An 18,690-nucleotide genomic window follows, 5' to 3' on the forward strand; every position below is an offset into this window, starting at 1 on the left:
GATATGGGTCAGCATCGAACTTGTTGCGCCCTGTTACCGAAAAGCCAAAAAAAGCAAGCGCTTGGGTGGTCAGTGAGGGGGGGCGTCTTTATAATCAAGCGGATTTTTTACCCAGGTTTGGCGCCTTCCTCCACGCCCATATCGCATTGGTGTGGTTGGGTCTATTAGACCTTCGCTAGCGCCGCCTGTCCTATAAAAAGCTTTCTAAATCAGTGGTTAGGCAAACCTATGATCAAACTAAAGCATGGGCTTGATTTGCCCATAACGGGTGCGCCGGCACAGCGTATCGAGGCCGCCAGGCCCGTACGCAGTGTCGCCGTCATCGGCTTCGACTATCACGGGATGAAGCCGACGATGGAAGTGCAGGTCGGTGACCGGGTCAAACTCGGTCAATTGCTGTTTACCGACAAGAAGACACCCGGCGTGCGCTACACCGCCCCCGCTGCAGGCGTGATCAGCGCCATTCACCGTGGCGAGAAGCGTGTTCTGCAGTCCGTGGTCATCGATATCGATGGCGACGACCAGGAAACCTTCGCTCAGTACGCGGCCGACCAGCTTGAAGCGCTCAGTGATGAGCAGGTTCGCGAGAATCTGCAACAGTCCGGCCTGTGGACGGCTCTGCGCACGCGCCCGTTCAGCAAGGTGCCGGCGCTCGATGCAGTGCCAAGCTCGATTTTCGTGACTGCAGTCGATACGCATCCGCTTGCCGCTGATCCTGCAGTGATCATCGGTGAACATGCCGCTGACTTCGAAAACGGCCTCAAGGTTCTCGGTAACCTGGCCAAGATTTTCCTGTGCAAGGCCGAGGGTGTCAGCCTGCCGGGTGAGAATATTGCCAAGGTGCAAAGCGAAACCTTTGCCGGCCCGCACCCGGCGGGTCTGCCAGGCACCCATATTCACTTCCTCGACCCGGTCAGCACCCGCAAGAGTGTCTGGCAGATCGGTTATCAGGACGTGATCGCGGTGGGCAAACTGTTCACCACCGGTCAGCTGTTCGTCGAGCGCGTGGTTGCATTGGGCGGCCCGGTTGCCGAGCAGCCGCGTCTGCTGCGTACCCGCTTGGGCGCCAGCCTGGAGGAACTTACCGCCGGTGAGCTGAAACCTGGCTTCAATCGCGTGATTTCAGGCTCGGTATTTGGCGGTCGTACTGCTCAGGGCGCGTTCGCGTTCCTGGGGCGCTACCACAATCAGGTGTCTTGCCTGGGCGAGGGTAACGATCGCGAGATGATGCATTACCTGCGTGCCGGCGTTAACAAGCACTCGGTTCTGAACGTTTTCGTCTCCAAGCTGGCGGGAGCCAAGCTGTTCAACTTCACCACCACCACCAACGGCAGCCCGCGCGCCATGGTGCCGGTGGGCAACTACGAAGCAGTGATGCCACTGGATATCCTGCCGACTCAACTGTTGCGCTACCTGATCGTCGGTGACACCGAGATGGCCCAGAAACTGGGTTGCCTGGAACTCGACGAAGAAGACCTGGCGCTGTGCACCTATGTGTGTGCCGGCAAGTATGAATATGGCCCGATCCTGCGGGATAACCTCACCCGCATCGAGAAGGAGGGTTAACTCATGGGTATTCGTGCATTGCTCGATAAAATCGAGCACAACTTCGAGAAGGGCGGCAAGTACGAGAAGTGGTATGCCTTGTACGAGGCGATCGACACCTTCTTCTATCGTCCTGGCAGCGTGACCAAAACCACGGCTCACGTGCGTGACGGCATCGACCTCAAGCGCATGATGATCACCGTATGGCTGTGCACCTTTCCGGCCATGTTCTTCGGCATGTGGAACACCGGCTACCAGGCCAACCTGATCTTCGCCCAGAGCCCCGAGCTGCTGGCGAGCCAGGAAGGCTGGCGCTTCGCGCTGATCGGCTCGTTGGCCGGTTTCGATGCGAACAGCCTGTGGGATAACTTCATCCAGGGTGCGGCTTATTTCCTGCCGGTATACGCGGTGACCTTCATCGTCGGCGGCTTCTGGGAAGTGCTGTTCGCTTCGATCCGCAAGCATGAAGTCAACGAAGGTTTCTTCGTCACTTCCGTTCTGTTCGCCCTGATTCTGCCGCCGAGCATTCCGCTTTGGCAGGTGGCCCTGGGCATCAGCTTCGGCGTGGTGATCGGCAAGGAAGTGTTCGGTGGTACTGGCAAGAACTTCCTCAACCCGGCTCTGACCGGTCGTGCCTTCCTGTTCTTCGCCTATCCGGCGCAGATGTCGGGTGATGCGGTGTGGACTGCGGTCGACGGTTTCGCTGGTGCTACTTCGCTGAGCCTGGCAGCCTCCGGCGGCATCGAGAACGTGATCAATAACGGCATCACCTGGATGGATGCTTTCGTCGGCACCATTCACGGTTCGCTCGGCGAAACCAGCACCCTGGCAATTGCCATCGGCGGCCTGGTCCTGCTGATCACCAAGATCGCCGCTTGGCGCATCGTCGCTGGCGTGATGCTGGGCATGATCGGTCTGAGCATGCTGCTCAACCTGATCGGCTCCACCAGCAACCCGATGTTCGCCATGCCGTGGTACTGGCATCTGGTTGTCGGCGGCTTCGCCTTTGGCATGTTCTTCATGGCCACCGACCCGGTGTCGGCCTCGATGACCAATATCGGCAAGTGGATCTTCGGAGCCCTGATCGGCGTGATGGTAGTACTGATCCGCGTGGTCAATCCGGCCTTCCCCGAGGGCATGATGCTGGCGATCCTGTTCGCCAACCTGTTTGCACCGCTGATCGACCACTTCGTCGTTCAAGCCAATATCAAGCGGAGGCTGGCACGCAATGTCTAGTCAAAAAGAATCCACCGTCCGCACGCTGACGGTGGCGGTGCTGGTGTGTCTGGTGTGCTCGGTGTTCGTCGCCGGTGCCGCCATCGCACTGAAGCCGACTCAGGTTGAAAACCGCCTGCTGGACAAGCAGCGCAGCATCCTGGCCATTGCCGGCCTGGGCGAAGCGGGTATGTCCGGCGCCAAGGTCAAGGAGCTGTTTGACACCACCATCACCGCCAAGCTGGTGGATCTTGAGAGCGGCACGTTCTCCGATGCTTTCGACCCGATTACCTTCGATCCGCTCAAGGCTGCCAAGGACCCGAAAACCTCCGAGGCTCTGAAAGGCAGCGAGGATATTGCCGGGATCAAGCGCCAGGAGCGTTACACCACCGTTTACATGGTGGAGAAGGATGGTGAAGTCGAAACCCTGATCCTGCCGGTTCGCGGCTATGGTCTGTGGTCCACCCTGCACGGTTTCATCGCCGTCAAGGGCGACCTCAATACCGTGGTCGGCATGGGCTTCTACCAGCACGGCGAGACCCCGGGTCTTGGCGGCGAGGTGGACAACCCGAAATGGAAGGGTCAGTGGCCGGGCAAGACCCTGTTCGACGACAACGACAAGTTGGCCGTACAGGTGGTCAAGGGCGGTGTCGATCCGCAAAGCCCGAACGCTACCCACCAGGTCGATGGCCTGGCGGGCGCCACTCTGACTAGCGTCGGTGTGGACAACCTGCTGAAGTTCTGGCTCGGCCAGAACGGCTTCGGTCCGTTTATCGCTAACCTGCGTGCAGGGGAGGCTTGATCATGTCGCAGCCGACTATTAAAGAAGTCCTGCTCAACCCGATCTTCAACAACAATCCAATCGGCCTGCAGATTCTGGGCATCTGCTCGGCGCTGGCGGTGACCTCGAACCTGCAGACCGCGCTGGTGATGTCCGCTGCGCTGACGCTGGTGACCGGTTTCTCCAACCTGTTCATCTCAATGATCCGCAGTCAGATTCCGGGCTCGATCCGCATGATCGTGCAGATGGTGATCATCGCCTCGCTCGTGATCGTGGTGGACCAGGTGCTCAAGGCGTATGCCTTCAGCCTGTCCAAACAGCTGTCGGTGTTCGTTGGTCTGATCATCACCAACTGCATCGTGATGGGCCGTGCCGAGGCCTTCGCCATGCAGAACCCGCCTGTGCTGTCGTTCTTTGACGGTATCGGTAACGGTCTGGGCTACAGCGCCATGCTGATTGCCCTGGGCGTTATCCGTGAACTGTTCGGCGCCGGCAAGCTGATGGGCTACGAGATTCTGTCGGTGGTCAACGATGGTGGCTGGTACCAGCCCAACGGCATGCTGTTGCTGCCGCCTTCGGCGTTCTTCCTGATCGGTCTGTTCATCTGGGCCATCCGTAGCTGGAAGAAGGATCAGATCGAGGCCAACGCTTACAAGATGGCGCCTCAGGTATCCAGCAAGGAGGCCTATTAATGGAACATTACATCAGCCTGTTCGTCCGTGCGGTGTTCGTCGAGAACATGGCGCTGGCGTTCTTCCTCGGCATGTGTACCTTCATCGCCATCTCCAAGAAGGTGGAAACCGCCATCGGCCTGGGTATCGCCGTGGTCGTGGTGCTGGGTATCACCATGCCGGTGAACAACCTGATCTATACCAACATCCTCAAGGATGGTGCCTTGGCCTGGGCCGGCATGCCTGAGGTGGACCTGTCCTTCCTCGGTCTGCTGACCTTCATCGGCGTGATCGCGGCCATCGTGCAAATCCTGGAAATGACCCTGGATAAGTACGTGCCCTCGCTGTACAACGCCCTCGGCGTGTTCCTGCCGCTGATTACCGTGAACTGCGCCATCATGGGTGGCTCGCTGTTCATGGTCGAGCGTGACTACAACCTGGCCGAGAGCACCGTCTACGGTGTCGGTGCGGGCGTGTCCTGGGCACTGGCCATCGCCGCGCTGGCCGGTATCCGCGAGAAGCTCAAGTACAGCGATGTACCGGCTGGCCTGCAGGGTCTGGGCATCACCTTCATCACCATCGGTCTCATGTCGCTGGGCTTCATGTCCTTCTCCGGCGTGCAGCTGTAAGGAAAGGATGAACAGATGAATTACGAAATTTTCCTCGCCATCGGCATGTTCACCGCCATCGTTCTCGCGCTGGTGCTGATCATCCTCGCCGCGCGCGCCAAGCTGGTTTCCAGCGGTGACGTGAGCATCGAGATCAACGGCGAAAAAACCATCGTGGTACCGGCTGGCGGCAAGCTGTTGCAGACCCTGGCCGACAACAACATCTTCCTGTCCTCCGCCTGCGGCGGCGGCGGCACCTGCGCGCAGTGCAAGTGTGTCGTCGAATCCGGCGGCGGCGAGATGCTGTCCACCGAGGAGTCGCACTTCACCAGGCGCGAGGCCCGTGAGGGTTGGCGTCTTTCCTGCCAGACCCCGGTCAAGCAGGACATGAAGATCGAAGTCCCGGAAGAGGTCTTCGGCGTCAAGAAGTGGGAATGCACCGTCGAGTCCAACCCCAACGTCGCTACCTTCATCAAGGAGCTGACGCTGAAGCTGCCGGAAGGCGAAAACGTCGACTTCCGCGCCGGTGGTTATGTGCAGCTGGAGTGCCCGCCGCACACCGTGTACTACAAGGACTTCGACATCCAGGAGGAGTATCGCGGCGACTGGGACAAGTTCAACCAGTGGAAGTACGTGTCCAAGGTCGAGGAGACCGTGATCCGTGCCTATTCCATGGCCAACTACCCGGAAGAGCGCGGTCTGGTGAAGTTCAACATCCGTATCGCCTCGCCGCCCCCCGGCAAGGACGATCTGCCACCGGGCAAGATGTCTTCCTACGTGTTCAGCCTCAAGCCGGGCGACAAGATCACCGTGTACGGGCCGTTCGGTGAGTTCTTCGCCAAGGACACCGACGCCGAAATGGTCTTCATCGGTGGTGGTGCCGGTATGGCGCCGATGCGCTCGCACATCTTCGACCAGCTCAAGCGCCTGAAGTCCACGCGCAAGATCAGCTTCTGGTACGGTGCGCGCTCCATGCGCGAGTCGTTCTACAACGAAGAGTACGACCAACTGGCCGCCGAGAACCCGAACTTCCAGTGGCACCTGGCGCTGTCCGACCCGCAGCCGGAAGACAACTGGACTGGCCTCAAGGGCTTCATTCACAACGTGCTGTACGAGAACTACCTGAAGGACCACCCGGCTCCGGAAGATTGCGAGTTCTACATGTGCGGTCCACCCATGATGAACGCCGCTGTGATCAAGATGCTGACCGACCTGGGTGTCGAGCCGGAGAACATCCTCCTCGACGACTTCGGCGGCTAAGCATGAAGTCTGCTGTACTTCAGCCCGTTATCGCTGTCGCCCTGGCGGCAGCCCTAACGGGCTGCTTGCATTCTGAACGGATCGAAGAGTTCGGTGGCCCGACCATGGGCAGCACCTATTCGATCAAATACGTCCGCAGTGAAGGTGTCGCGCCGCAAGCCGAACTCAAGGCCGCGACCGAGGCGATCCTCGCCGAGATCGATCTGCAGATGTCCACCTATCGCGATGATTCGCTGATCGAGCAGTTCAACCGTGCGCCAGCGGGTACCTGCCAGGCCATGCCCAAAGGCCTGCTGGACCTGGTTCGCGCCGGTGATCGTCTGCACCAGGAGAGCCAGGGCTATTTCGATCTGACGCTGGAGCCCCTGCTCGACCTCTGGGGCTTCGGACCCAAAGGGCAGGGCGTGGCGGTGCCGGATGCCGAGCGCCTGGCCGAAGTGCGTAAGCGGGTCGGTCAACAGCACCTGAGCATCGAAGGTGAGCAGCTGTGCAAGGACGTTGACGTTGAAGTCGACTTCAACAGCATCGCGGCCGGTTATGCCGTCGATCTGATCGCGGCGCGTCTGGGCGAGTTGGGCGTCACCAGCTACCTGGTCGAGGCCACTGGCGAGCTCAAGGCAGCTGGCTTCAAACCCGATGGCAGCCACTGGCGTATCGGCCTGGAAGCCCCGCGCGACGATCAGCGGGTCGCTCAGCGTATTCTGCAACTCGATGGCTACGGTATCTCCACCTCGGGTGACTACCGCAACTACTTCGAAGAGAACGGCCAGCGCTACTCGCACACGCTCGATCCGCTGAGCGGCAAGCCGGTCAACCACAAGCTGGCGGCGGTGACGGTGGCAGATCCATCGACCTTGCGCGCCGATGGCTTGTCTACCCTATTGATGGTGCTCGGGCCGGAAGCCGGGATGGCCTTCGCCGAGCGTAACGGTATCGCGGCGTTTTTCGTGACGCGTGAGGGCGAGGGATTCGTCACACAGGGCACGACCGCATTCGAGCAGCTATTCGCTGCAGGAGATGAGCAATGACTTTTCTGGTTGTATTTCTGGCCATGATTCTGGTCGTCGGCATGATGGCCGTTGGTGTGATCATGGGGCGCAAACCCATCGCCGGTTCCTGCGGTGGTATCGCCAACCTGGGTATCGAGAAGGAGTGCTCGATCTGCGGTGGTAGCCGCGAGAAGTGCGAAGAGGTCAATCGCGAGCAGAGCGAAGCGCCGAACACCGACCTGGCTTACGACGCGAGCAAGCGCTGAGCTGGCGGTATGGTTTGACAGCCGGTAGTCGCAATCCGCTGCCGGCCCCGCCGAGGGTGCGCCACAAGCGCTCCGGCCTGATCTGAAGGAGTAAACATGGCGGTCTACAACTACGATGTGGTGGTGCTGGGCTCCGGCCCAGCGGGCGAAGGCGCGGCGATGAACGCGGCCAAGGCCGGGCGCAAGGTGGCCGTGGTCGACAATCGTCCGCTGGTCGGTGGCAACTGTACTCACCTGGGGACCATTCCCTCCAAGGCGCTGCGCCACTCGGTGCGGCAGATCATGCAGTTCAATACCAACCCGATGTTCCGCCAGATTGGCGAGCCGCGCTGGTTCTCCTTTCCTGACGTGCTGAAAAGCGCCGAGAAGGTGATCGCCAAGCAGGTCACCTCGCGCACGGGCTACTACGCGCGCAACCGCATCGATACATACTTCGGCACCGCCAGCTTCGCCGACGAGCAGACGGTCGAAGTGGTCTGTATCAACGGCGTTGTGGAAAAACTCGTGGCCAAGCAGATCGTCATCGCGACCGGCTCGCGCCCCTATCGCCCGGCCGATGTCGATTTCCGTCATCCGCGTATCTACGACAGCGATACCATTCTCAGTCTCGGCCATACGCCGCGCCGCCTGATCATCTACGGCGCCGGGGTCATTGGTTGCGAGTACGCCTCGATCTTCAGTGGTCTGGGCGTGCTGGTCGACCTTATCGACAACCGCGATCAACTGCTCAGCTTCCTCGACTCGGAAATCTCCGATGCCCTGAGCTATCACCTGCGCAACAACAACGTGCTGATTCGTCACAACGAAGAGTACGAGCGCATCGAGGGTGTGGAAAACGGTGTGGTCCTGCATCTGAAGTCAGGCAAGAAGATCAAGGCCGACGCGCTGCTGTGGTGTAACGGCCGCACCGGCAATACGGATCAGCTGGGCCTGGAGAACATCGGTATCGCGGTCAACAGCCGTGGCCAGATCCAGGTCGACGAGCATTATCGCACCGAGGTCAGCAACATCTACGCTGCCGGTGATGTGATCGGCTGGCCGAGCCTTGCAAGTGCGGCTGCCGACCAGGGGCGTTCCGCTGCCGGCAGCATCGTTGACAACGGCAGCTGGCGTTTCGTCGATGACGTACCGACCGGCATTTACACCATTCCGGAGATCAGCTCGATCGGCAAGACCGAGCGGGAACTGACTCAGGCCAAGGTGCCTTACGAAGTGGGCAAGGCCTTCTTCAAGGGCATGGCTCGTGCGCAGATCTCGGTCGAGCCGGTGGGTATGCTGAAGATCCTCTTCCACCGTGAAACACTGGAAGTGCTGGGCGTGCACTGCTTCGGCTATCAGGCCTCGGAGATCGTCCATATCGGCCAGGCAATCATGAACCAGAAGGGTGATGCCAACAGCATCAAGTACTTCATCAACACCACCTTCAACTACCCGACCATGGCCGAGGCCTATCGGGTTGCCGCGTTCGACGGTCTCAACCGGCTTTTTTGAGCGGCTCCGGCCGGCGGCCTGAGCCGGTCGGGGAGACAGGCTGGGTAGTGGCTTCCGAGTGGCGCTGGCCGAATCGGGAGAGCTTCTAGCGTCTCAGGTGGCAGCAATGAAAAAACCGGCTCTTGGGCCGGTTTTTTCATTATTGGACGTCGTATTCGTAGCCCGGATGCAATCCGGGCACTGGAGCGATGACACTCCCGGATTGCATCCGGGCTACGTGGCGTTAATCCATTGAGTCTCAGCCGCGGAGCGTCTGCACCGCCAGGCCGGGAAAGTCGGTGATGATGCTGTCGGCACCGAAGTCAGCCAGGCGGCGCATCAATGCCGGCTCATTGACCGTCCAGACCGACACGTGCAGCCCCTGTTTCTGCGCCTTGATCAGGCGCTCCGGGGTGCACAGGGTCCAGTTCAATGCCAGCAGGTGACAGTCGTAGTGCGCCGCCACTTTCAGTGGGTCGAGCCAGGCGTACTCGGCAACCAGACCCAACTGCAGTTGCGGGGTCAGTTCGCGCGCGGCCTTAAGTACCTCCCGCGAGCTGGAGGTAATGGTGATCTGCTCGCGCAGCCCGAAACGCTCGACGAGCTCGGCAATGGCCAGCACGGTGCGCGCGGCGCGCACTTTCGAGGCACTTTTCACCTCCAGTTGCCAATGCTCGAACGTGCATTGCTCGAACAATTCTTCCAGGCGCGGAATGGGGCATGGACGCACCCAGCCAGGGCCACCCTTGCGCGCGTCGTACTTCGCCAGCTCGGCAGCGTCGTGCTCAACCACCTTGCCGCGCAGGCCGGTGGTGCGCTTGAGCGTAGGATCGTGGATCACCATCAGTTCGCCGTCGCGCGACAGATGCAGATCCAGCTCGCAGCGATCGACGCCGTGTTCCAGGCAGCGCTGGAAACTGGCGAGAGTGTTTTCCGGGGCTTCGCCTTTGGCGCCGCGATGGCCGTAAATGTGAGTCACTGTTGCTCCTTGACGGTGTCGAGGTGGCGCGGCTGGTGATGGCGCACGCTGTTGATCACGTGATCGTATTCGAAATAGACGCTGAATTCGCGGTAGTCCCAGCGCGTGATCGGTGGCTGACCAACAGGCTTGTGCTCTTCATCGGCCAGGCCGAAACGCTCCAGCACCAAGCGCTTGGACTGACCTTTGTGTGGCAGGTTGCGGGTGTCGAGCTCGGCGCCCTGGTTGCCCAGGGGAATGGTCAGGGTATCGGCGAGCAGAGTAGTAGGGGCGAGTAGGGTGAAAAGCAGAGCGAGACGATACATGGCGGTTCCTTGGCGGCTGTCATTCGCGGGCTTGGCGACGTTCCAGAGCCTGCTTCTGCAGGATATGCCGGGCCAGCAACTGGCGCTGTGCGTCGGTCAACGCTTCGAACTCGGTGCCGATCTCGAATTGACCGTCCGCGCGTTGACTGCAGTGCACCACCTGGCCACGCAGCAGTAGGCCGAGCGCCTGGGGCATCAGCACCATCTTGATTGCCAGATGGCTGCCCGGTGCCACGGCCTGGGCGTTATTGAAGCTGATACCGCCTTCGGACAGCGATACCTGGCGTGGCGCGCCGATGTCGCGTAGCAGGCTCTGCGCCACGGCCTGGCCGAGCAGGTCGATGCGCTTGTTGATCACCTTCAGGTAGTTGGCCAGGGTGCGGTCGCGTTCGGTGATGTGGCGCAGCAGATGCTGGGATTCGAAATCCATCAGGTGCAGGTCGCTGAGCAGGTTGAACAGCGGCGATGGATCGTGAAGCGCGTCGCTGGCATGGGCTTCGGCCCCCGACAGCAGGCTGAATTCCAGTGCGATCGTATCGTCGATACGATAGTATTCGCGGCGATCATCTACATCGTTAGTCGACATGGCGAACCCATGAAAGCGGTGGTGGTCGAAGACCCTGTTGAAAGTCTCGCGGACCGGATGCGTGCCAGACAAGTGTCGCCGGGCAAGCGTCGGTTACGAATGGTAAACGAGCATTGCTCGCTTCGCTCGCCCCTTCGGAGCCACACTGAAGCGCGTCAGCCATAAGCGGCTTTCCGAGTGTCTTTAACGCAGCATGCCCGATACGCAGCAGACCTTGAGTTGTTTCTGAGTGTAAGGCTGCTGACCTGGCCCTGCCACAAGGACGTTTTTCTTTCCCCCGAATCTCTCCGACATGTTCAGACCTCTGTTCGTATTCATCGGTACGCGCTACACGCGGGCCAAGCGTCGCAACCACTTCGTCTCCTTCATTTCCCTGACGTCCATGCTCGGCCTCACCCTCGGGGTGATGGTAATGATCCTGGTGCTGTCGGTGATGAATGGCTTCGACCACGAAATGCGCACCCGCGTGCTGGGGATGATTCCTCATGCCACGGTCGAGTCGCCGACCCCGGTCAGTGACTGGCCGGCATTGGCGCGTCATGTCGAGCGCCACCCGCGTGTCGAGGCGCTGGCGCCCTTCACCCAGATGCAGGGCTTGCTGACGCACGATGGCAAGGTGCAGAAGGTGCTGATCAATGCCATCGACCCCGAGCAGGAGCGCAAGGTGTCGATCATCGACGGCTTCTTCCAGCAGGGCAGTCTCGACAGCCTTAAACCCGGCGATTTCGCCATGGTCATCGGCGACAAGGCAGCGGCCAAGCTGGGCCTGAAACTGGGAGACAAGGTCACCTTCGTCGCGCCCGAGGTTACCGTGACCCCCGCCGGCATGTTCCCGCGCCTGAAGCGCTTTACCGTCACCGGCATCTTCCACGTCGGCGCTGGCGAGATCGACGGTGCACTGGCGCTGGCCAACATCAGCGACCTGGCGCGTCTGCAGCGCTGGAAGCCGGATCAGGTACAGGGCCTGCGATTGAAGTTCGATGATCTGTTCCAGGCGCCGCGCAGCGCCTGGGAGATCGCTCAGACCCTCGACGGTGATTTCTATGCCCGCGACTGGACCCGAACCCACGGCAATCTGTATCAGGCCATTCGCATGGAGAAGACCATGATCGGTCTGCTCCTGCTGCTGATCGTCGCGGTGGCCGCCTTTAACATCATCTCCACCCTGGTGATGGTGGTGACCGACAAGAAGGGCGATATCGCCATCCTGCGTACCCTCGGCGCCACGCCGCGGCAGATCATGGCCATCTTCATGGTGCAGGGCACGGTGATCGGTGTGGTCGGCACCTTCATCGGCGCAGTGCTGGGGATTCTCGCTGCGCTGAACGTCAGCAGCCTGATCGCCGGTATCGAGCGCCTGCTGGGCATAAAGTTTCTCAATGCCGATGTCTACTTCATCGATTACCTGCCTTCGCAACTGCAGAGCGCCGACGTGGTGATGGTCTGTACCGCGGCGTTGCTGCTGAGCTTCTTCGCCACCCTGTATCCAGCCTGGCGCGCTGCGCGTACCCAGCCGGCCGAGGCCCTGCGCTATGAGTGAGTCCATGAACCAGAACGCCATGAAACAGCACAATGCCGTGCTCAGCTGTCGCAACCTGAGCAAGCGTTATGACGAGGGCCCGGAATCCGTGGTGGTGCTCGATGGTCTGGAGCTTGAGCTGCTGCCCGGCGAGCGCGTGGCCATCGTCGGCAGCTCCGGTTCCGGCAAGAGCACCCTGCTGAACATGCTCGGTGGCCTGGATACGCCCAGCGACGGCAGTGTCTGGCTTGCTGGCGAGCAGCTTTCGGCGCTGAGCGAGACCGCTCGTGGCCTGTTGCGCAACCGTGCGCTGGGTTTTGTCTACCAGTTTCACCACCTGCTGGCCGAGTTCACCGCACTGGAGAACGTCTGTATGCCGCTGTTGATCGGCAAGACGTCGATCAGTGAGGCGCGCGAGCGTGCCACCAGGCTGCTCGAGCGCGTAGGTCTTGCCCATCGCCTCAATCACAAACCGTCCGAACTCTCCGGCGGGGAGCGCCAGCGTGTGGCGATTGCCCGTGCCCTGGTCAACCGCCCGGGGCTGGTGCTGCTCGATGAACCCACCGGCAACCTCGATCAGCACACTGCCGAAGGCATTCAGGAGCTGATGCGCGAACTCAGCCGTGATTCCAACACCGCGTTCCTGGTGGTGACCCACGACATGCAGCTGGCACGGCAGATGGATCGCGTGCTCAGCCTGCAGGACGGCAAACTGGTGACCCTCTGATGTTTCGTCCGCTGAGTCTTTTCATCGGTGCCCGCTACACACGGGCCAAGCGCCGCAACCATTTCATCTCCTTCATATCGCTAACCTCGATGATCGGCCTGGCGCTGGGCGTGCTGGCGATGATCGTGGTGCTGTCGGTGATGAACGGCTTCCAGAAGGAAATGAGCTCGCGCATTCTCGGCATGGTGCCGCACGCCATGCTCTACGGTGCCGAGCCGGTCGCCGACTGGCGTGCCCTGGCGGAGAAGGCCATGGCCAACCCACAGGTGCAGGCCGCGGCGCCCTATGCCGAGCTGGAGGGCATGCTGTCGCACCGCGGGCTGATGCAGCCGATTCAGATCCACGGCATCGATCCGGCGCAGGAGGGCAAGGTGTCGATCCTGCCCGAGCACATCCGCCAGGGCAGCCTGAACAATCTGCAGCCCGGCGAATTCGGTGTGGTGATTGGCGATATCACCGCGCGCCGCTTCGGCCTGCAGGTGGGTGACAAACTGACCTTGATCATCCCCGAGCTGAGCCGTGCGCCCGGCGGCGTCACCCCGCGCATGCAGCGCCTGAACGTGGCGGCGGTGTTCAAGGTCGGTGCCGAGCTGGACAGCTCGCTGGCACTGATCAACGTCGCCGATGCCGCTGCCATGCAGCGCCTGCCGGAAGGCACGGTGCCGGGCATTCGCCTGGCGCTGAAAGACCTCTACCAGGCGCCGCAGGTGTCCAAGGCATTGGTCGCCGAGCTGGGCGCGGGTTATCGCGCCGATGATTGGACTCATACCCAGGGCAGCCTGTTCAGCGCAATGAAAATGGAGAAGACCATGATCGGTCTGCTGCTCTTGCTGATCGTTGCCGTGGCGGCGTTCAACATCATCGCCACGCTGATCATGGTGGTGGCCGATAAGGGCGGCGATATCGCCATTCTGCGTACCCTGGGCGCCACACCGCGGCAGATCATGGCGATTTTCATGGTGCAGGGCTCGGTGATCGGCCTGGTCGGTACGCTGATCGGCACGGTACTGGGTGTGCTGGCGGCACTCAATGTCAGCGCGCTGGTGGCCTGGCTGGAGTCGTTCGCCGGTCAGCAGGTGATGAGCTCCGATGTGTACTTCATCAGCAGCTTGCCGTCAGATCTGCAGTGGACGGATGTGGCGCTGATCTGTTCCGCCGCGCTGCTGCTCAGCTTCCTGGCCACCCTCTATCCCTCCTGGCGCGCCGCCCAGGTGCAGCCGGCCGAAGCCCTGCGCTACGAGTGAGGCCGCCTCACCACCACCCGGCCAGGTGCAGCGCCAGCACCGCGAAGGCGGCGGCGAACAGGTAGCGCAGCGTGCGAAGTACCGCTGGACGCTGCAGCAGATGCTGGCGCAGCGCTGCGGCGAACAGCCCGTAGACGCTGAAAACGGCGAAGGTCACTGCCATGAACAGTCCGCTGAGTGTCAGCAGGTGCTGCACGGCATACGCCTGGCCGGGCTCGAGGAACTGCGGCAGAAAGGCCAGGAAGAAGATCGACAGCTTGGGGTTGAGCAGGTTGAGCGCGACGCCCGAGCGTATCAGCGTGGCGCTCGAACGTGCGCGCTGATGCGCCTGCAACTGCAGCGGACCCTGTTCACGCAGCATGCCCCAGGCCATCCACAACAGGTAGAGCGCGCCGCCGTAGCTGAGTGCTTGCAGCGCCAGGGGACTGGCGTAGAGCAGCGCGGCCAGCCCGCTGACGGCGGCCAAGGCATGTGGCGCGCAACCCAGCGTGCAGCCGAAGGCCGCTATCAGGCTGGCGCGCCAACCCTGTGCCAGGCCGGCGGCGATGGTGTAGACCACGCCGGTGCCTGGCGAGGCCACCACCAGCAGCGAAGTGAGAAGAAATTCGAGGCTCATGCCGCAGGCCCTCCCTGGTCGTTCGGGCCTGTATTGCGATCGTGCCTGTGCATGGGGCTTTCCCTGTGACGAGTGAGCCCGCAGTCTGTCGAGTCGTGTTCCGGACGATCTTGAACGAAATTGCAGGGGCTCAGCGTTCCGGGCGGGCATACAGCCCTGGGGTGAAGCCGAAGCAGCGCACGAAGTGGCGGCTCATGTGGCTCTGGTCGGCAAAGCCCGCAATTGCCGCAGCCTCGGCCAGTGGCAGGCCGGCGGCTACCAGCTGGCGCGCCTTGAGCAGGCGTCGTTGCAGCAGGTACGCGTGGGGTGTCAGTCCAGTCAGGCGGGAGAAGGCACGCACCAGTTGGAAGCGGCTGAGCTGTGCCTGCTCCGCCAGCAGCGCCAGCGTCAGGGGTGCCATGGGGTCGTCGTCGATCAGCGCCTTGGCTCGGCTGGCACCGTTTCCGGCGGCCAGAGGCTTGCCCGGACGGTGTTCCAGAAGGTGCGCGAGCAGCACGGGCAGGGTCTGCTCGCCGGCCAGTTGCGCCGCTGGCATGCCAGGCTGGGCGATGGCCCGGTACAGCGCCGCGAAGGCATGGCTGGCCTGGCGCTTGCGCAGCACCGGATAGGCCAGTTCGCTGGGTGTCGGACCTTCGTCACTGGCCATGTCGGCGAAGGCCTGGGCGATCCGCGCGGGCTCGAAGTACAGCATCCGCCAGCGCCGGGTGTTGCCACCCAGTGGTGCGCCATCGTGGACTTCACCGGGGTTTAGCGAGATCAGGTCGCCGGCTTGCGCCTGTACCTGGCCCCGGCCGCTGGCCGAGCGCTGGGCGCCCTGGAGGATCTGGCCTATGCCGAACTGTTCGTGGATATGGCGTGCGAAGCTGCGGTCGGAGTCGGCCTCGACGATCTCCACGCCCAACCCGGTCAGGCGTCGTATGCGAAAGCCCGGCTCGTTCATGCGTATCCGTCTCTTGGCGCCGTGGTGCGCCTGGTTGAGGTTACTGCTGCCGGCGGCGACGTTCCTGGCGTTTGCGCCAACTGCGCTGGACCCACCAGCGCCAGTAGAGCATGGTCAGCACATAGCCTGCCGCCGCGAGAATGATCCCAGCGACGAAGGAGCCCAGATACAGTGGTTTCCACAGCACTGCCACCTCAGCCGTGATCCACTCCAGACTCAGGGTCGTCGGCATGCGCACCGGAGGCGTCTGCATGATCCACGCGCCCAGCTTGTAGGTGCAGTAGAAAACCGGCGGCATGGTGATAGGGTTGGTCAGCCAAACCAGGCCGATGGAAATCGGCAGGTTGGCGCGCATCGGGATGGCGACGGCGGCGGCGGCCAGCATCTGCATGGGCATGGGGATCATCGCCCAGAACAGGCCGATGGCCATGCCACGGGCTACCGAATGGCGGTTGAGATGCCAGAGATTGGGGTCATGAATGAGTTTGCCGAGAAAGCGCAGGGACTTGTTACCCTTGATGCTGTCGGGGTTGGGCATGTAGCGCTTGAATAAACGACGCGGCATGAAGAGTCTCTGGGCAGGCAAAAGCGCCGGTATTATGCACGGATTCAGCCTGGCCAGCGTTTCCATATTGTGACTGGAGGTGAGCGCTGGACGCGCGCCCCTTAGCTCGATGAGCAAGGAGAAACCATGCGAACAGGGATGTTGGCGCTAGCCTTTGGGCTATTGACGTTGCGCTTTCTGCCCAGCCTACCGCCGGGCTGGCTGTTGCTGGTGGCGGCCTGCGCCGGTCTTGCGCTGTTGTTCTCACGCCTTTATCCGCTGGGGTTCTTTTTGTTGGGGCTGGCCTGGGCCTGCGGCTCGGCGCAATCGGCGCTGGATGACCGCCTCGCTCCGCAGCTCGATGGCCGTACCTTGTGGCTGGAGGGTCGAGTGGTCGGCCTGCCGGAGGTGTCCGATGGCGTAGTGCGCTTCCAGTTCGAGGACGCGCGCTCGCGGCGTGCCGAGCTGCCGAAAAGAATGCGTCTGGCCTGGCACGGCGGGCCGCCGGTGCAGGGCGGCGAGCGATGGCGGGTGGTGGTCAACCTGAAGCGCCCACATGGGTTGGTCAATCCGCAGAGTTTCGATCACGAGGCCTGGCTGCTGGCCCAGCGCATTGGCGCGACGGGCACGATCAAGTCTGGCCAGCGGTTATCCCCTGCGACAGGTTGGGGGAGCTGGCGTGACAGCCTGCGTCAGCATCTGCTGGCTGTGCCGGCTTTCCAGCGAGAGGGCGCCATCGCCGCTCTGGTCCTGGGTGATGGATCCGGCCTGAGTGCGGGCGACTGGCGCCTGTTGCAGCATACGGGCACGGTGCACCTGATGGTCATCTCCGGCCAGCATATCGCGCTGCTGGCCGGCTTTCTTTACGCACTGGTGGCGTTACTGGCGAGAGTCGGTGTCTGGCCAAGGCGCTGGCCCTGGCTGCCCTGCGCCTGTGCGCTGGCCTTGAGCGGGGCCCTGGTCTATGGAATGTTGGCGGGTTTCCAGGTGCCGGTGCGCAGGGCCTGCGTGATGGTTGCGCTGGTGCTGCTCTGGCGCATGCGCTTTCGTCACCTGGGAGCCTGGTGGCCATTGTTGCTGGCGCTGATCGTTGTGCTGCTGCTCGAGCCATTGGCGTCCTTGCAAGCGGGGTTCTGGCTGTCGTTCTCGGCCGTCGCGGTTCTCGCTTTGGTATTCGGTGGCCGGCTGGGCGTCTGGGCTTGGTGGCATGGGTTGACGCGGGCGCAGTGGACCATGGCCATCGGTCTGTTGCCGATGATGCTGATCCTCGGTTTGCCAGTCAGCAGCAGCGGGCCACTGGCCAACCTGGTGGCTGTGCCCTGGGTGGGGCTGGTCGTCGTACCCCTGGCCTTGCTGGGCACTCTGCTGCTGCCCGTTCCCGTGGTTGGGGAGGGGTTGCTGTGGCTGGCCGGTGGAGCGCTGCATCTGTTATTCGAATTGCTCGGTGTCGTCGCGGGTTGGCTACCTGCCTGGCTGCCCGGCAACCTGCCGCTTTGGGCCTGGCTACTGGCAGCGGCAGGTGCCTTGTTGTTCCTGCTGCCTGCCGGGGTGCCGCTACGTCTACCCGGCCTGGCGCTGTTGTTGCCTGCATTGCTACTGCCCATGAAGCAGCTGGATGATGGCCGTGCCGATGTCTGGGTGCTGGATGTGGGGCAGGGGCTGGCGGTGCTGGTACGCACCCGAGACCACAGCCTGCTGTACGACGCAGGGCCGCGCTTCGGCGATTTCGATACCGGGGAGCGCATCGTCCTGCCTTCCTTGCGTGCGATGAACCTCAAAGGGCTCGATCTGATGCTGCTCAGTCATGCCGACAATGATCATGTCGGTGGTGCTGCCGCGATCAAGGCCGGGATGCCGGTGGCGCGGGTCATCAGTGGCGAGCCGCTGCGGGTGGCCAAGGCGCTTGGTGCCGAGGCTTGTGAATCGGGAAGAAGCTGGCAATGGAATGACGTGACGTTCCGGGTGTGGCAGTGGCAGCGGGCCAGCTCCGGTAATCAGCGCTCCTGCGTGCTGCAGGTTGAGGCTGGCGACGAGCGCCTGCTGTTGACCGGTGACATCGACATCCTGGCCGAGCGTGCGCTGATGCAGGCCGACTTTCCCCTGGCCTCCCAGTGGCTGCTGGCGCCTCATCACGGCAGTCGCACATCATCCAGCCGAGCCTTCATCGATGTTGTCGCGCCGCAGCATGCGCTGATCACCCGCGGTCGCCACAATGCCTTTGGGCATCCTCACCCGCAGGTACTGGAGCGTTATCGGGCAGCCGGTGTCGAGGTCCATGACACAGCGTTGGATGGCGCTCTGCATTTGCGTCTGGGTGAGCATGCTGCGCCGTATGGGTTGCGACGCGAGCCACGTTTCTGGCGGGAAAAATGAGAACGGCGACGGTCGGCGAGGGCGGCACCCTATGCTAGAGTGGCGCCACTTT

19 protein-coding genes are annotated in these 18,690 nt (G+C 62.1%); 13 read left to right on the forward strand and 6 right to left on the reverse strand.

All coding sequences use genetic code 11. From position 1 onward, the window contains the following. Window positions 1-228: 228 nt before the first annotated feature. From H3221_RS15430 to sthA, 9 genes are all read left to right on the forward strand, one after another. Entirely contained in the window at window positions 229-1,566 is a 1,338-nt protein-coding gene (locus H3221_RS15430; RefSeq protein ID WP_196474470.1) for a Na(+)-translocating NADH-quinone reductase subunit A, read from the forward strand. A gap of 3 nt (window positions 1,567-1,569) precedes the next feature. After that, entirely contained in the window at window positions 1,570-2,781 is a 1,212-nt protein-coding gene (locus tag H3221_RS15435) for an NADH:ubiquinone reductase (Na(+)-transporting) subunit B (protein WP_196474471.1), read from the forward strand. Further along, window positions 2,774-3,562 carry a Na(+)-translocating NADH-quinone reductase subunit C gene (locus H3221_RS15440; RefSeq protein WP_196474472.1) on the forward strand — a complete coding sequence of 263 codons (789 nt, stop codon included), beginning with the start codon at window positions 2,774-2,776 and terminating at the stop codon, window positions 3,560-3,562. The genes H3221_RS15435 and H3221_RS15440 overlap by 8 nt, the downstream gene beginning before the upstream one ends. Continuing rightward, complete coding sequence (locus H3221_RS15445; protein WP_178094790.1) at window positions 3,559-4,233, forward strand: NADH:ubiquinone reductase (Na(+)-transporting) subunit D; 675 nt, start codon at window positions 3,559-3,561, stop codon at window positions 4,231-4,233. The genes H3221_RS15440 and H3221_RS15445 overlap by 4 nt, the downstream gene beginning before the upstream one ends. Continuing rightward, window positions 4,233-4,841, forward strand: coding sequence for an NADH:ubiquinone reductase (Na(+)-transporting) subunit E (gene nqrE / locus H3221_RS15450; protein WP_160020372.1), 609 nt, complete (start codon window positions 4,233-4,235; stop codon window positions 4,839-4,841). Before H3221_RS15445 ends, nqrE begins: the two co-directional genes overlap by 1 nt. A gap of 15 nt (window positions 4,842-4,856) precedes the next feature. Continuing rightward, on the forward strand, window positions 4,857-6,080 hold the full coding sequence (gene nqrF, locus H3221_RS15455; protein WP_160020371.1) for an NADH:ubiquinone reductase (Na(+)-transporting) subunit F: 1,224 nt from the start codon (window positions 4,857-4,859) through the stop codon (window positions 6,078-6,080). Window positions 6,081-6,184: 104 nt separating this feature from the next. Continuing rightward, window positions 6,185-7,108: an FAD:protein FMN transferase gene (locus H3221_RS15460; protein WP_196474607.1), complete on the forward strand. Its 924-nt coding sequence runs from the start codon at window positions 6,185-6,187 to the stop codon at window positions 7,106-7,108. After that, window positions 7,105-7,335 (forward strand): (Na+)-NQR maturation NqrM, encoded by a 231-nt coding sequence (nqrM, locus tag H3221_RS15465; protein WP_160020370.1) that lies wholly within the window; start codon window positions 7,105-7,107, stop codon window positions 7,333-7,335. Before H3221_RS15460 ends, nqrM begins: the two co-directional genes overlap by 4 nt. Window positions 7,336-7,431: 96 nt before the next feature. Further along, window positions 7,432-8,826 (forward strand): Si-specific NAD(P)(+) transhydrogenase, encoded by a 1,395-nt coding sequence (gene sthA, locus H3221_RS15470; protein WP_196474473.1) that lies wholly within the window; start codon window positions 7,432-7,434, stop codon window positions 8,824-8,826. 238 nt (window positions 8,827-9,064) lie between these two features. On the opposite strand, the gene H3221_RS15475 is transcribed toward sthA, so the two are convergent. The 3 genes from H3221_RS15475 to H3221_RS15485 are packed head-to-tail and all read right to left on the reverse strand — an operon-like array spanning window position 9,065 to window position 10,675. Beyond that, entirely contained in the window at window positions 9,065-9,784 is a 720-nt protein-coding gene (locus tag H3221_RS15475) for a glycerophosphodiester phosphodiesterase (protein ID WP_196474474.1), read from the reverse strand. Then, window positions 9,781-10,089, reverse strand: coding sequence for a phosphodiesterase (locus tag H3221_RS15480; RefSeq protein WP_196474475.1), 309 nt, complete (start codon window positions 10,087-10,089; stop codon window positions 9,781-9,783). The genes H3221_RS15475 and H3221_RS15480 overlap by 4 nt, the downstream gene beginning before the upstream one ends. 19 nt (window positions 10,090-10,108) lie before the next feature. Continuing rightward, entirely contained in the window at window positions 10,109-10,675 is a 567-nt protein-coding gene (locus H3221_RS15485) for a PilZ domain-containing protein (protein WP_021488566.1), read from the reverse strand. 292 nt (window positions 10,676-10,967) lie between these two features. On the opposite strand from H3221_RS15485, the gene H3221_RS15490 reads away from it, so the two are divergent. Genes H3221_RS15490 through H3221_RS15500 form a run of 3 tightly spaced genes read left to right on the forward strand, consistent with a single transcriptional unit; the run spans window position 10,968 to window position 14,165 of the window. Further along, a complete protein-coding gene (locus tag H3221_RS15490; protein WP_196474476.1) occupies window positions 10,968-12,215 on the forward strand; it encodes a lipoprotein-releasing ABC transporter permease subunit in 1,248 nt (415 codons plus the stop codon). Window positions 12,216-12,234: 19 nt separating this feature from the next. Continuing rightward, complete coding sequence (gene lolD / locus H3221_RS15495) at window positions 12,235-12,921, forward strand: lipoprotein-releasing ABC transporter ATP-binding protein LolD (protein ID WP_397428076.1); 687 nt, start codon at window positions 12,235-12,237, stop codon at window positions 12,919-12,921. Beyond that, complete coding sequence (locus tag H3221_RS15500) at window positions 12,921-14,165, forward strand: lipoprotein-releasing ABC transporter permease subunit (protein ID WP_196474478.1); 1,245 nt, start codon at window positions 12,921-12,923, stop codon at window positions 14,163-14,165. Before lolD ends, H3221_RS15500 begins: the two co-directional genes overlap by 1 nt. Window positions 14,166-14,172: 7 nt before the next feature. On the opposite strand, the gene H3221_RS15505 is transcribed toward H3221_RS15500, so the two are convergent. The 3 genes from H3221_RS15505 to H3221_RS15515 all read right to left on the reverse strand — a co-directional run bounded on the left by H3221_RS15505 (window position 14,173) and on the right by H3221_RS15515 (window position 16,286). Beyond that, window positions 14,173-14,781 carry a LysE family translocator gene (locus H3221_RS15505; RefSeq protein WP_196474479.1) on the reverse strand — a complete coding sequence of 203 codons (609 nt, stop codon included), beginning with the start codon at window positions 14,779-14,781 and terminating at the stop codon, window positions 14,173-14,175. Window positions 14,782-14,911: 130 nt separating this feature from the next. Beyond that, window positions 14,912-15,721, reverse strand: a complete 810-nt coding sequence (locus H3221_RS15510; protein WP_196474480.1) for an AraC family transcriptional regulator — start codon at window positions 15,719-15,721, stop codon at window positions 14,912-14,914. Between the two features lie 40 nt (window positions 15,722-15,761). After that, entirely contained in the window at window positions 15,762-16,286 is a 525-nt protein-coding gene (locus H3221_RS15515) for a DUF2062 domain-containing protein (protein WP_196474481.1), read from the reverse strand. A 138-nt stretch (window positions 16,287-16,424) separates the two neighbouring features. On the opposite strand from H3221_RS15515, the gene H3221_RS15520 reads away from it, so the two are divergent. Then, window positions 16,425-18,638 carry a DNA internalization-related competence protein ComEC/Rec2 gene (locus tag H3221_RS15520; protein WP_196474608.1) on the forward strand — a complete coding sequence of 738 codons (2,214 nt, stop codon included), beginning with the start codon at window positions 16,425-16,427 and terminating at the stop codon, window positions 18,636-18,638. Window positions 18,639-18,690 lie beyond the last annotated feature (52 nt).

It is taken from the genome of Pseudomonas chaetocerotis, assembly GCF_015712105.2.
In the GTDB taxonomy this organism is placed as follows: Bacteria; Pseudomonadota; Gammaproteobacteria; order Pseudomonadales; family Pseudomonadaceae; genus Aquipseudomonas; species Aquipseudomonas chaetocerotis.